This is a genomic window from Alteromonas sp. RW2A1, assembly GCF_001886475.1.
Lineage (GTDB): Bacteria > Pseudomonadota > Gammaproteobacteria > Enterobacterales > Alteromonadaceae > Alteromonas > Alteromonas hispanica.
In genome coordinates this window covers 1685480-1699870 of sequence record NZ_CP018031.1, presented here as the reverse complement: position 1 = coordinate 1699870, position 14391 = coordinate 1685480, and the positions used below count along the sequence as shown (strand labels likewise).

Sequence of the window (14391 nt, the reverse complement as noted above, 5' to 3'; positions counted from 1 at the left end):
AGTGCATTTACTCTCTCAGAAACACCTAGTACTGATTTTTAAATAAAAATACACTAACGAAGTTGTCTGGTTTTGATACTAGTGCAAAGTAGGAATTGTGCAAATTATCCTTTATTACAATTTGTTTACAAATTGAAGCTGCTTAAGGGAATGGCTTGGCACTTGCTAAATCCCCGAGTAAAGGGGATGTATTCGGGAGCTGCTATGAATTACAGAGATAAAATACAGATATCAAATACGGATGAATTTGTGGTTGGATGGTAACAGGTTGTTAACAGTTGGTGGGGTTAGGGCTGCGTGTGACTTACTTGGTCTCTTGTTTTTCCTCTCTTGTTTTCCCTACCTCAGTCACCTATTACTAGGCTGTTATTTAACGCTCCCATCACTGTGCCAGCAAATATGTGGGGAGAAAACTTCGACGTATGTGAGTTTACGTATACAGCTGATTGGCAAGCTGCATCGAAGGTTTTTACTATGAAAGTGTAAATACTAAATTATCTGCTTTTACCTTTTTCTTAAGTCCACCTTCTAAATTAGAGCGTTCAAGCAATGAGATAGCATAGTGCTCTTTATACATGTTCTCAACCATGCTTTGGCTAACGCAAAATGGAGGGCCCTGTAACTCGCTTTGTTGATAGTCGAATGTGATTAAAAGCTGAGGCGCGCAGCGAGTTAACGATACCATATGCTCAGCGTAACGCTCGCGAAGACCATCGGGTAGGGCGACGAGAGCAGCTCTGTCGTACACGCCAGTAACTTCACCAATATCTTCAGGAGTTAACTTAAAAATATCACCAACAAAAATAGTGATGTGATTTGCTGAGTAAACCTTGCCTTTGGGAGATGACTTAATAGTTGGAGTTAAATTAAGGTCTTCGAAGAGTTGCGTAATAGCAATTTCGCTTAATTCAGCACCAACCACTTCGCAGCCTTTAGAGAGCAACCAAGCAATATCTTTTGTTTTTCCACATAAAGGAACAAAAATACGTTTTTGCGTTTTCTCCGAAGAGGCGCTTTCGTTAACTAAAGCTTCACTTTCAATCGTATCGCTTTTTACATTAAGCAGGACATGGCTATATTTGACAAGAAGGGCGTTTCCTTCGGGTTCATGAAATCCGATTTCATTTTTATTCCACTTACTATGCCAGAAGCTATGCTCCATTTTTGTACTCCATTTCGAAAAGCGCGAGTAATCAATAATACTGCTTCGCTAAAAAACGTTGGCTAAACGCTTTTACAAATGCTTTAAAAGCCCAGTCTTCCAATAAGCGCAAACTTAGCGCAGACCATATACCTATGCTCAGACGTTCATTCTTTAACTGTACAACATCATTATTCCCAATGACTAGCGAGATAACCTGCCATTGAAACACACTGAAAAACAGAATTATGACTACAGGAAAGTCGATACCCAGCTTAATTATCTAGACTCTATAAATCTACTCGTCTAGCGGGGTGTTAAAATCTTCTGAAAGCTCAAAGTCACCTTCAACAGATGCGACTTTGTTATCTTCAAATTTTATGATCATTTGACGTTGGAAATCGTCGCCGCGATCCTTCATTCCACGCTTCATATCATATACATAATACCAAGTGTCGTTATCGAAAGAGTCTTGAACAACAGGATTACCAAGAACATAAATTACTTGCTCTTTCGTCATATTAATACGCAACTTTTCTACGTCTCGCTGATCCAGAAAGTTACCTTGGGGAACGTCGATTCTAAAAATCCAGTTTGAGCAGGCCGTAGTCGTAAATGTAATGCCGAGAATAACTATAAGATGGTGCAACTTCATGCGTATATAAGTCCAGTATTGCCTTTGTTAGTGCCTAAAGGCTTCCAAAATTAGGAAGCCTCAGCTGTTTTATTGCAAGCGCGAAGGCATGCTACATTGACAACTATGACCAATCAACTGCATTTTAGTTCGATGTTGCGCTTTTAAGCAGCTCTTTTGCGTTCGCTAACGCAGACTTGGTTACTTTGTCGCCAGCCAGCAATCTTGCTAGTTCGTCAATACGGTCTTGTTTGGTAAGCGGAATCATTTGAGTTTCTGTGCTTTCGCCATCGGTGATCTTAGTCACAAACAGCTGATTATGTGCCTGCGCCGCTACTTGCGGTAAGTGGGTTACACACATAACTTGTGATTGCTTACCCAGTTTGCGAAGCAGCGCACCAACAATAGACGCTGTAGGGCCACTTATTCCCGTATCTACCTCATCGAAGATCATAGTAGGCGTGGCATGACTATCACTTGCGATAACTTGAATTGCCAGGCCAATTCTCGACAATTCACCGCCAGACACTACTTTTTCTAGCACGTCAGCATCTTGCCCCGGATTGGTAGATACTTTGAATTCAATAGTGTCTAACCCTGATGGCGCAGGTTTTTTTAGTTCGTCGTAACGGATGTCAATGCACACCTTTGCATGGGGCATATTCATTTGTTGTATTTGCGATTCTATATCTCCCGCGAAGGCTTTAGCTGCTTTAGCACGGCTTTCTGATAAGCCTTTGGTGGTAGTAAGGTAGTGCTGTCTTGCATCTTCAACGTCTTGCTCTAGAGTTTCAAGCAAGCTTTCCTGCTCACCTAGTGAAGCATACTCTGCGGAAAGTGTTTGGTGATGCTGAGCTAACGCTTCAGGCATTACTGCGTGTTTGCGAGCTAACTCCATTGCTTTTGAATACCGCGCTTCCACTTGCTGCAAACGCAGCGGGTCAATTTCTAGCTGATCGCAATATCCACGCAACTCGCTCGCTGCCTCCTCCACTTGAATAGAGGCTTCATTTAAAAGCGCTATAATTGGTGTCAAGCTGGCATCGTGGGCTTCAAGCTCCGCTAACTTTTCTATACTACCTTGAATAACACTAAGTGCATTGCCTTCATCATTCTCGTACAGGTTGTAAACGCTTGTTTGAGCCTGCTCTAATAGGCTTTGACCGTTGCTAAGTCTTTTATGCTCTACTTCTAGCTCTTCAAACTCACCATTTTCAATTGCAAATTCGTCAAGTTCTTGCACCTGGTAAGTTAAAAGTTGTAGACGGTCTTCACGCTGCTGAGCTTTCGCGCGCAACTCATCTAGTGTTCTTTGCTTGTTTTTCCACATTGTGTAGGCGGTTTTTACATCATCGAGCGACTGATTATGGCTGGCGTAACTATCTATAAGTTGGCGCTGATAATCTTCTTTTAACAATTGCAGGTGGGTATTTTGCCCATGAATTGAGAGTAGCGTTTGCCCTAGACCTTTAAGCTGCTGTAACGATACTGGAGTACCATTGATAAATGCCTTAGAACGACCTTCCTTTGATATAACGCGGCGCACAAAACAACTGCTGTCATCCTCATCTGAGGTGAGCTCGTGTTCATCTAAAAATGCCTTTGCACTGGCATTATCAACCAGTGAAAAATGTGCCACTATTTCAGCTTTAGCGGAACCTTTTCTAACTGCGTTTGCGTCTGCTCGTTCACCTAGGCATAAGCTCAATGCATCGATGGCAATAGACTTACCCGCCCCAGTCTCACCCGTCACAGCAGTAAGACCATTTTCAAAATGAACTGAAAGTTGTTTTACAACAGCAAAATTTGATATCGAAAGATTCGCTAACATAACCACACTCTAATAAAGTTGAACATGATGATATATACAGTACTTGTAAATATATACAGTATTTTTGAGATGTAAAGTACAGTCGAATGTAATCTGTCGATTTGCTGAATCAGGTTTGACTAAAATTCATTGGGAGCGCTTTGTTTAGGGGGCGTTGTTAATGAAAAAAGCTAACGAGAGTAATGGGTTGCTAAAAAAACGCATAAATAAATAAATGGTTATGCGTTTTTTTAGGCGCGTGCCTAGCCATACAGGTAAGGCTATACAGCGGCTTTAGGGTTGGGTCCGTACTTATTATCTTCAGAGCTATCTTGTGCGAAAAAGATTATTAAAACAATTGTCCCAATGATCGGGATAAGGTTAAGTAACTGCCACCAACCACTGCGCCCTGTGTCATGAAGTCGTCTAGCACCAACACTCAGCGAGGGTATAAGTAAAGCTAGTGAGAAAATTGCAGTGAGGGCTTCAGAACCAAGAGCATAGGAAATTGTTGCACAAACTACGTAAAAAATAATGTAGAACAAGAAAAACATCCAGTATTCGGTGCGCCTTGCGCGTCCTGTAAAGTCTGCATAATGTTTAAGCGCTTTAGTGAAATATTCCATAATGTAGAATTCCTTTGAAATGATTTGTAACTTCGATGGTTTTGCTCGAAATGACCAAGACCAATCGATGGTCTGTACTCGAGCACTTTTTTATTTTTGTTTTTGTACATCCTTATACCGGATGTAAACAACAATTACTTGTAGGTATTTTCGTGTCGAGGGAGGATTTTGATAACTAAATCATCGTCATCCATGACCATAACAACTACTTTCATAAGTAGCGTACTAGGTTTTTATGTTTCGGTCACTCTAAAGATTTTAAAATGCTCATAGGCTTCTTAAAGAGCACTAGAAATGGAGTGGAGTGAGAATCGAGAAGAAAATTGAAGTTATCTCTATAATGAGGAAAAAAAGCGAACATAAAAAAGAAGGCCGAGATGGCCTTCTTTCTAAATCGTTTGCAATAAACTTTTATTGCACTAGATCACCGCGCTAAAGATTACTGCGCTAGTTCGCCGCTGCCTGACTCAAGGTGGGCGCGCACAAACCACTGGAACTGCTCTAGTTCAGCGAGTTGGCCGGTAATCATGTCCTCCGACACGGGGTCTAGATCACCGAGGGTTTCAATTGCGCTGCGATGGTCTCCATTTACGCCATCATATACCTTATCAAGTGCTTTAAGGTGATCGGTTACCAAGCCCTTGCCTAAATCGTAATCATTCCATGAGCGACCGTCTACTATGGCTTTTGGTGTACCTTTTGGTACTCCGCCTAGTGTGGCAATACGTTCAGCAATGGTGTCGGTCATTTCGCGAACAGCATCCACCTGCGGATCTAGCATTTCATGCACACCAATAAAGTTTGGACCCACTACATTCCAATGAATATGTTTCAGGGTTAACTGTAAATCTAGAAGCGCTACTAAACGCTGGTCCAACGTTTTAATTGTTGTTGCTGCAGACTCGTTGTCCATACCTGGTGCAGTAAATTTAATATCGTTGTTACTCATAATAATAACTCCTTATTATCGCTTTAGTAATTAGGCCTCGGTCGACTTTAATTAATAACGCTTTACTGATGAAAGTGTTATTACTCAATGCTGTCGACACATCGAGAAATCCTAGCTTGCCTAAGGTGTTGCAACGGGTATGCCGTTATGTGCGAAAATTATAAGTTGCTAATATAATTGAGGATTTTGAGAAAGGTTAATTTTTCTTTATTTTTCAATGTCATACATCTGGGAAAAAGATGCAGAAGTGTGTAAAAAATGCAGTATTCTTTACATTTCATGCATGATTACACACGTCTGGCTAAATGCTTGGAACAGAGATCGATGAGTTTGGAACACAGCAAAATGCTAGTACAGCTTGCTGCCCCATCCTAATTTCTGGCGTAACACATTAAAGTAGCTGTAGCCTTTAGGATGGACTAAATGCAGTTTGTCTGCACTCTTATTTATTCTAATTTCGTCGCCGGGTAATACGGGTAAAACAATGTGGCTATCACAGCTTACTTGCAAAGAATCACTGTTAACTTTTGACACCTTCATTGAAACCTGACTGTCTGCATCAACCACTATAGGACGGCTGCTAAGTGTGTGAGGGAACATAGGTACTAATGTGAGCGCATCCAGTTTTGGCATAATAATGGGGCCGCCGGCAGACAGGGAGTAGGCGGTAGAGCCAGTTGGCGTCGCTACAATAAGTCCGTCGCTTCGTTGGCTAAAAACAAACTGTTCGTCTATGTATATTTCAAATTCCATCATGTGTGCTACTTTGCCATGATGCAGCACCACCTCATTTACGGCCGCGCTGTTACTTTTGAGTTTTTCATGACGGTAAACGCCCACCTCTAAAAGAAAACGTTCTTCAACAAAACATTCACCGTTAAAGATATGGTCAAGCTGCTGAATAATATCGTCGGGATGAATATCGGTTAGAAAGCCTAAGTTGCCTCTATTGACACCCACTACATGAATATCGAATCGAGCCAGTACTCGCGCAGCGCCCAGCATGCTGCCGTCGCCACCAACAACAACTGCAAGGTCTGCCTCTTTGCCAATGACAACAAGATCGCAGCTTTTTAGGTCGTCTGTTTCGAGTTCATTAGCAATACTTTCCTCAACCAATAGTTTGCATCCTTTGGCGAGAAAGTATTCGGCAAGAAGGTTAAGACTATCGTGAGTGGCCTCGTGTTGAGGTTTTCCAATTAAAGCAACGGTTTGGTAGGGCATGGAACGCTAATGTCCTCTCATTTCCAATGGTTCGGACATTAGCACAAGTGTTTTGTAAAAGGGAAGTTTTACCTTGCCGTCCAGCCCCCATCTAAGGTAATTGCTTGACCCGTGATATTTTTCGCACTGCCAGTCATTAAAAACGCAGCAGTATCGGCCAACTCCTGCACTTCTATAAATTGTTTTTTAGGCATGGGTTCAAGCATGATTTTTTTCACAACGTCTTCTTCAGTCATGTTGTTCTCTCTGGCCTGTGCTGAAATTTGTTGTTCTACCAAGGGTGTCTTTACATAGGCAGGGCAGAGAGTGTTAATGGTGATATCAAACTCGCCGGTTTCAAGGGCAACTGTTTTTGCTAAGCCCAATAGGCCGTGTTTTGCCGCTACATAAGCCGATTTAAAAGGCGAAGCAACAAGAGAGTGGATGGAACCAACATTGATAATTCGACCAAAGTTTTGCGCTTTCATTGCTGGCAAAAACGCTTGCGTTGTAAGCGCTGGGCCAACAAGCATAATGTTGATCAGTTGTTGCCATTTTTCTGCGGGAAAGTCTTCTAGCTTTGAGACATGCTGAATACCCGCGTTGTTAATAAGAACATCAACGGTTAACTTGCCTAAAACCTCAGGTAGCGATGCAACTTGGCTTGCATCGCAAACATCTACAGCTACAGCGCTGGCGTTGCCATCGTTCATACTGCCAAATTGACTTGCAAGCATGGCTGCAGTTTCCTGAGCAGCATTTTCGTTAATATCTGCCACAATAACGTGGTGTCCTTGTTTAACCAATGACTCGGCAATCCCTAAACCAATACCGCTTGCTCCACCAGTTATAAATACCGTACGTTTATTCATTGCTGGCGTCCTTTGTTGTTAATTCTGCCTGATTCGAAGTGTGTAAAGACTTCAGCAAGTCACTAACTGCCTTAATTTGATCGCCATCGCGATTGGCATAATCTGGCGAAGCATACCCCCACCAATCCCAACAACCCTGTGGGTTAAGCGGCATAAACAAGGATTTTTTAGTTTGCGGATATAAGACAACCATATTGTTATCGTCGGCCCAGCGGTTCAATCCTGTTTGGGTCGCGTAAGCATCACCCACCGCATCTGCATATTGATTACACCCGTGAAAGCTAATGTGAGCGCGACAGGTTTCGCCACTCGCACAGTTCTCTGGCACGTAAACAAATCCCTCACTGGCCAAAGTTTTGGCATTGCTGCCAGCAATGTCTTTTTGGCTAATTGTGTGTAATTCACCTGATAGTGTGTCGTCGGCCGCTGCTAGGTCATCAACCAAATGATTTAGCATGTCGCCAGCAGCATCATAGTCGCAATTACCAATAAAGGGGCTTTCCGATGTAGTGCAATCGGTACCACTGCTTTTCGTCGGGAATAGGTGTGCAACCGACATATCATTGACATATTTGATATGTTGAATGTCTGTCCACATTTTGTATTGTTCGAATAAGGCATCGCTTACTTCAGAGGCTATTCGAGTATCTAATGTTCCATGGAATAACCACACTTTGGCGTCTTTCATGTTGCTTAATGCGGCAATTTTTCCTTTCTTTGCATAATCTGTGGCTTGTTTAGTCAGCTCTTCTACATTGGGCAGCGTATCTGTTTTATTAACACACTGAGCTAAAGCGGTTGTTATATCGCCTTTTGCGCAGAAATAAGGCCCGGCTGCCAAAATGCCAACACCTTTCACCCAATCGCTATGCGCTAGCTGAAACTGCGTGGCCATGTAGCCACCGGATGAAAGCCCAGATACAGTGACCTCGGTTAAATCTAAATTTAATACCGGCACTGCCTCTGTAGAGCTTTGCCCGTATAAAGAAGCTGAAAAACACAGGCCACCTATAACAGCAGCTTTGATAAACATGTTTTTTTTCATAAGAATCCTTTACTCATTTTCCAAAAATTGGCGAATAGCGACTGCCTGTTTTGATATGTTTGCTACACCTTCTAAATGACCTAACGAGCCCTTGAGTTCTGTGTAATCACTGGACATTTCACGTGCTTCTAGCTTCTTGTGCACATCTTGAGCTAAATAGGGCATAAGTAATAAATCTGAATCTGCCGGAATAAATAACGTTTTTGCTTTTATTGCATCAACACCTGCTTCTAAATTGTGTTGATGCCCCGCGACAAACAGTTGGCATGCTCTTACAAGATAGAGTAAGTGGTTGGCATCCATTTTTGCACTGCGAGCCGCAGCGCGTTCCTGCAGCCAAGTGGTAACAGAATGATGATTGTTAATACTCGCCAATGGTTTAGACTCTAAGTTATTGAAGCCTAGCATGTTTCCCTGTGCGTTAAAAAATTCAGGGGTTAATGCATTTTGCGTTATCAACATCAAAGAAGCGGTTAACCCGTCAGAGGGTGGCTTGTCTGGCGAATAGTTACCGTTCTTCCAGTTACTATCAAGCCTTATCGGATTTGCCCAGTGTTCCAGTGCGGCAGTTGTCCAAGCATCGCTTTCACCTGCGCCGATGACCGACACCATTCTAGGTACCCAGTTAGGATAAGCACTTGCCCAGTCGATAGCCTGCATTGCGCCCATTGACGGGCCTACAACGGCATGAAGTTTCGAAATGCCTAAACTTTCAAGCAGAGCTTTTTGCACGTTAACAAAGTCTCTAATGGTCACTACAGGAAAGTCGAGTCCGTAAGGTTTTCCGGTCGATGGATTTATTGAAGCCGGACCGGTGGTGACCACGTTGTCATCGTAGGCATTCAAATTCACTAAAGTGTCAGCACTAATTACATAATAGTGGTTGGTATCAATCGCTTTTCCTGGCCCGATAATACTATCCCAATAGCCAGGCGCCGCGTCACTCTTACTGTATTTTCCGGCAGCGTGGGATGAGCCTGAGAAATAATGCGTTATAAGAATAACATTATTTTTGTTCTCACTAAGCGTGCCGTAGGCTTCCCAGCCTACTTTTACATCCTCAATGGTTTTTCCACCAAAGGTTGTAAAGCTGTCCATGCGAAAGATCTGTTTTTCAACAAGTAAGGTTTCGCTCTCTTGTTGGTTATGCACCTCAGCGTTTTCTGTTGCCAACGTTGGGCTTGAGAAAAGCAATACTGCGACTGAAACAAACGCGAGCCCAGGCAAAATAGCCGGTTTCACTGTCAACGTTCTTCCCGCTTTGCGATGTAGAAGCACAGTTCTACAACCAGACATAAGCTGTTGGAGTCTACAAGAGACATAATGCATCGTTAATATCCTTTTATCTCATTCAATTCTTTAGGCTGACATTTTTGGCATCTATTTTTGGTTCTTAGGGAGTTTTAACTAAAAAATACTAAATAGACCAATCGCGACAGCCAAACCAATTAGTGGCACTACTACCGTCAATGCCCCCACTGACCAGTAAGCAGCCTGATGGGTTTCGTGACATATTGCCCTAATGGTAGTGACCACGTACCCATTGTGTGGCAATGAATCTAACGCGCCTGAAGAAATAGAGACAATTCGGTGCAGCTGCTCTGGCTCAACACCTTGATCTAAATAGTGAGGTGCAACAAGGGGGAGGGCGATGGCCTGTCCGCCAGATGCACTTCCTGTTAACCCCGCAATAACGCTAACAGCAATGGCCGCTCCAATTAACTCATTACCAGGGATTTGAGTCATTAGCGCCACGGTTTGCTGAAACGCGTCGGTATTTTTCGCAATCGAACCAAAGCCAACCACCGCGGCAGTATTGCCGATGGCAATAAGTGCACCTGTTGTGCCGGCGTTTATAGCCATCGACAAGCTATGGAAGTATTTAAAGTTAATCGCCAGTAAACACAATACGCCACCGCCAAGCGCTAAAATTAGTGCTAGCTGTGCTAGTTCCTCGTGAAATAAGAACGAGATAACTAACACCACGACTAACGGCAGAATTCCGGTAAAGGGGTGGGGTAAATCCCGTTCCCGAATTTCCGGATCGGTATCTCTTGCCACGAAAACCTCACCGTTGTTCACGGCTTTTCGAATCATTTTTGCTAGCCACCAGTAGCCAAAAATAGCCATTAAAATGGCAACAACTAAGCTCACTTCCCAAGCAGCAAAAGGAGACGTACCCAGATATTTAATCGGGATCCAATTTTGAATTTCCGGAGAACCAGCCGATGTCATGGTAAAAGTTACCGAGCCAAAGGCCATCGCTGCGGGAATAAACCGTCTCGGAAGGTTGGCATCTTTAAATAAGCTTACCGCCATGGGATAAACGGAAAACGCTACGACGAACACGCTCACACCGCCATAAGTCAAAATAGCGCATGCTAACACTACGGCGAGTACTGCTTGTTTGTAGCCAATTTTCGAGATTATCCATCGAGATACCGAATCAGCGGCCCCTGTATCTTCCATGAATTTGCCAAAAAGCGCTCCCAGCAAAAACATAAAAAACCAAGACGCAATGAAACCTGAGAAACCACTCATGTAGGTTTCTACAAAGTTTACATCACCGGTAAAAACCGCGATGTTATTGGTTAGCGCAACAACAAGGGCACACAAAGGGGCGGCGATAAACAGGTTCATCCCACGAATTGTTAATACAATAAGTAGCAGAAGCCCGCCTACCAAGCCAATCATACTTAACATAGTTATTTTCCTTTAAAAATCTGTGACCGCAGATATTCCAAAGCAGTTAAGTCGATTGCAGATTCACTAACCGACTTGCTTTTGCGCAAGTTTATTGTCAACAAATCTAACGTGTTCAAATTACACATAAAGTTTGACGTTACTTTGGCAAAAAGCCCATAGTACGATGGTACTACATACTGTTAACAATTAATTAACTAAAGTAATTCGTGACCGTAGGCAATACATCAAGCAGTGAACACCACTTAAAACAATAAAGGACTTACTATGTCACTTACTACACACAACAAGCGTCATGCGCCAAGCGCAGTCACTCGTCACAGTCTTTGCGCGATTGCGGTTGCTGCAGGTTTATGCGCAGCTCCTGCTTGGGCGCAGCAAAACAATACAAACGAGAATGCAGAAAAAGAAAAAGGCAAGTTAGAGCGCATCGAAGTTACTGCGCGTAGAACCGTAGAGTCGCTTCAAGAAACTCCGGTGGCAATCACCTCGATTGGCGCTGTAGAGCTTGGCGAGAAAGGCATCAGCGTTTTAACTGAACTTCAGCAATTTTCACCAAACACAACCTTGCAAACCAGCCGAGGAACCAACAATACGCTTACCGCTTTTATCCGCGGTTTAGGACAACAAGATCCGCTATGGGGCTATGAGCCTGGCGTAGGGATTTATGTAGACGATGTCTATATTGCGCGGCCACAAGGTGCAGTGCTTGACTTACTTAACGTGCAACGTATTGAAGTATTACGTGGGCCGCAAGGCACGCTCTACGGCAAGAACACCATTGGTGGTGCCGTGAAATACGTCACGAAAGAAATGAGTGGCGACACAGAGATGAATGTTGAGGCTACGGTCGGTAGTTACAATCAGCGTGATATTAGGTTAATTGGCCAAGTGCCGCTTGTTGCAGATACCGTATATTTAGGGGTGGGCTACGCTAACTTAAATCGCGACGGATTCGGCGAGTACTTACTCAGCGCTCTGCCTAATCAAGATAAAGAAAACTACAACAAAGATTTATGGGCCGCTAGATTGTCGCTGGAAGTTCACGCCAGCGAAGATTTGTTCTTCCGCTTTGGTTGGGACAAAACCGAAGATACGTCTAATGCCCGCGGTGGTTATCGCTTATTGCCTAGCTTGTTAACCGATGCGCCTGTTCCCGATTCAAAATTTGACTCATACACGAGCTTGCCAACATGGAACAAGGTTGAATTAGAAGGCTATAACTGGTTAGCACGCTACAACGTAAATGAAAATTTAGAGCTTAAATACATTGGCTCGTATCGCGAGAGTTATTCACCCACCAACATCGATTTCGATAATACACCACTGCCCATTTTTGATGTACCTGCGGAGTATGATGACAATAATACGACCCATGAACTGCAAGCCAACTACATGGGCGCTGATTTCGATATAGTCTCAGGCCTTTATTTTTACGATGGCGAAAGCTGCGGTAATTTCGATGCCATTTTAGGCGTGCTGGGGCAGTCTCTGGGCGCACCCGGACTCACCCGTGAGGTAACTGGGTGCAACAATTCAGAGAGCTATGCAGCTTATGCTCAACTTAATTATAACGTGAGCGATAAACTCTCGCTCTCCTTTGGTGCGAGATACACAGACGAAGAAAAAACAGCCTTTGTAAATAATGGATTGGTGTTTGACAACGTATACCCTTACTCAGATTGGATTGACGGCTATGTGCGTCCAGAAGGCCAACTGGTTCCTCAGGTGTTAGGTACCGATACCGATGGCGACGGCGTTTTAGATGCACCTGCAGTGCAAAGCTGGTCGAGATTTACGCCTAGGGTAGGCGTTGAATATCAAATGGACGAAAGCATGATGTTTTTCGCCAGTTACTCTCAGGGCTTTAAATCAGGAACGTTTAATCCTCGTGCACAAATTAACGAGCCAGGTGTAAACCCAGAAGTGGTTGATAGTTTCGAATTGGGGATGAAAAGCGACTTAAGTGATACATTGCGCCTAAATGTGACCTTGTTCTCATATGATCATAAAGACAGACAATATATTGGTGTAGAAGGTGATTTGTCTGACCCCACAGCGCTTGATCAGCGACTTCGCAATGCAGCGGAAACAGCTGCGAAAGGTGCTGAATTAGAGATGACCTGGATTGCGTCAGAAAACCTGCAGTTTGACGCAGCATATGGCTACATCGACTTTGAAATTAAAGAAAATAACGCTATTCCTCCGCTTATTGGTTTGGCAAGTACGCCAGAGAATACCTTTAATTTTAACGCTAGCTACTTCTTAGAGACGAGCTTTGGCGACATTACGTTTAACGCAAATTACTACTTCCGTGATGACTATTTACTTTTCGAAACCAGCGACCTTATTCAACAAGACGCCTACGGCATGGTTAACCTAAGTGCGCGTTGGGAAAGTGTAGAAGGGGATTGGTACGGCGGTATACATGTGAAAAACCTCACCGACGAAGAGTATTTAACTGGGGGATATGACTTTGTTACCCGCGACGATGACGGAAACTTCGGTCCCGGGCTAGGAGGCGACACGACGCTAATTGGTTATTATGGCGACCCGAGAACCGTTCATCTAACTCTTGGGTATCGTTTCTAACAAAAAATAAGTCGACGCCTTTACGATAAAAGCCACCCACTATTCGGGTGGTTTTTTGTGGTTATTAATTAAGTACATGGTGTAGTGTTTATGTCATGTTATTATGATGTTAATGAAGCAGTAGCAAAGGGATGACTTGTGCCTACACGTATTTTGATTGCAGATGATCACCCATTATTTCGAGCAGCAATGTGCCATGCACTCTCCAGCGGCAGCGGCGTAGAGCTTGTTGAAGCGTCGACGTTTCCAGAGACAATGAATATGTTGGCGCAAGATACCACTATTGATGTGGTGTTTTTGGATTTAGGTATGCCTGGAAGTGAGGGCCTCAATGGGCTGTCTGAAGTTCGAGCCGAGTACCCAGACGTGCTGGTGGTGATAGTTACGGCGCAAGACTCGCCCGGTATTGTGCAACGTGCGCTTGCGCTAGGGGCAAGTGGTTTTATACCTAAGTCCGCTTCGGTAGATTGTATTGTAGACGCTGTAAATACGGTGCTTGAGGGTGAGACATGGCTGCCCGCCCATATTGATTTGTCAGCAGACGGTAACGACTCCCTGGATGACTTTGGCGCTCGATTGAGCCAGCTTACGCCCCATCAATTAAAAGTGTTGAGAATGGTGGCAGATGGCTTGTTGAATAAACAAATTGCTTACGAATTAGCTATTTCAGAATCGACCGTAAAACAGCACGTCTCTGCGGTGTTAAAAAAACTGGGTGTTATAAATAGAACCAAAGCGGGTATTGCGTTTAAAAACGCTATGCGAACAGAGTAATAAATCAATAGCGGCTAGCCCATAGCCATTCAGTATCACCTA

General features: G+C 43.6%; 12 protein-coding genes. 2 read left to right on the top strand and 10 right to left on the bottom strand.

All coding sequences use genetic code 11. From position 1 onward, the window contains the following. Window positions 1-472: 472 nt before the first annotated feature. The 10 genes from tmpT to BM528_RS07605 form a co-directional block, all read right to left on the bottom strand. Window positions 473-1162 (bottom strand): thiopurine S-methyltransferase, encoded by a 690-nt coding sequence (tmpT, locus tag BM528_RS07650; protein ID WP_071979383.1) that lies wholly within the window; start codon window positions 1160-1162, stop codon window positions 473-475. 277 nt (window positions 1163-1439) lie between these two features. Beyond that, window positions 1440-1796 carry an outer membrane protein assembly factor BamE gene (locus BM528_RS07645; protein WP_071979382.1) on the bottom strand — a complete coding sequence of 119 codons (357 nt, stop codon included), beginning with the start codon at window positions 1794-1796 and terminating at the stop codon, window positions 1440-1442. 124 nt (window positions 1797-1920) lie between these two features. Next, entirely contained in the window at window positions 1921-3606 is a 1686-nt protein-coding gene (recN, locus tag BM528_RS07640) for a DNA repair protein RecN (RefSeq protein WP_071979381.1), read from the bottom strand. 260 nt (window positions 3607-3866) lie between these two features. After that, window positions 3867-4211, bottom strand: coding sequence for a DUF805 domain-containing protein (locus BM528_RS07635; RefSeq protein ID WP_071979380.1), 345 nt, complete (start codon window positions 4209-4211; stop codon window positions 3867-3869). 439 nt (window positions 4212-4650) lie between these two features. Beyond that, window positions 4651-5160, bottom strand: a complete 510-nt coding sequence (gene dps, locus BM528_RS07630) for a DNA starvation/stationary phase protection protein Dps (RefSeq protein WP_071979379.1) — start codon at window positions 5158-5160, stop codon at window positions 4651-4653. 348 nt (window positions 5161-5508) lie between these two features. Then, the gene (gene nadK, locus BM528_RS07625; RefSeq protein WP_071979378.1) at window positions 5509-6384 is read right to left on the bottom strand and encodes an NAD(+) kinase; all 876 of its coding nucleotides are present in this window, start codon (window positions 6382-6384) and stop codon (window positions 5509-5511) included. A 68-nt stretch (window positions 6385-6452) separates the two neighbouring features. Continuing rightward, window positions 6453-7235: a 3-hydroxybutyrate dehydrogenase gene (locus tag BM528_RS07620; RefSeq protein ID WP_071979377.1), complete on the bottom strand. Its 783-nt coding sequence runs from the start codon at window positions 7233-7235 to the stop codon at window positions 6453-6455. Then, window positions 7228-8280, bottom strand: a complete 1053-nt coding sequence (locus BM528_RS07615) for an extracellular catalytic domain type 2 short-chain-length polyhydroxyalkanoate depolymerase (protein WP_071979376.1) — start codon at window positions 8278-8280, stop codon at window positions 7228-7230. Before BM528_RS07615 ends, BM528_RS07620 begins: the two co-directional genes overlap by 8 nt. A 9-nt stretch (window positions 8281-8289) precedes the next feature. Then, a complete protein-coding gene (locus BM528_RS07610) occupies window positions 8290-9609 on the bottom strand; it encodes an E22 family MetX-like putative esterase (RefSeq protein WP_198033599.1) in 1320 nt (439 codons plus the stop codon). A gap of 78 nt (window positions 9610-9687) precedes the next feature. Then, window positions 9688-10983 (bottom strand): GntP family permease, encoded by a 1296-nt coding sequence (locus tag BM528_RS07605; RefSeq protein WP_071979374.1) that lies wholly within the window; start codon window positions 10981-10983, stop codon window positions 9688-9690. Between the two features lie 267 nt (window positions 10984-11250). Here BM528_RS07605 and BM528_RS07600 point away from each other — a divergent pair, with 267 nt between their 5' ends. Beyond that, window positions 11251-13575, top strand: a complete 2325-nt coding sequence (locus BM528_RS07600) for a TonB-dependent receptor (protein WP_071979373.1) — start codon at window positions 11251-11253, stop codon at window positions 13573-13575. Window positions 13576-13713: 138 nt separating this feature from the next. After that, the gene (locus BM528_RS07595; protein ID WP_071979372.1) at window positions 13714-14349 is read left to right on the top strand and encodes a response regulator transcription factor; all 636 of its coding nucleotides are present in this window, start codon (window positions 13714-13716) and stop codon (window positions 14347-14349) included. The last annotated feature ends 42 nt before the right edge of the window (window positions 14350-14391 follow it).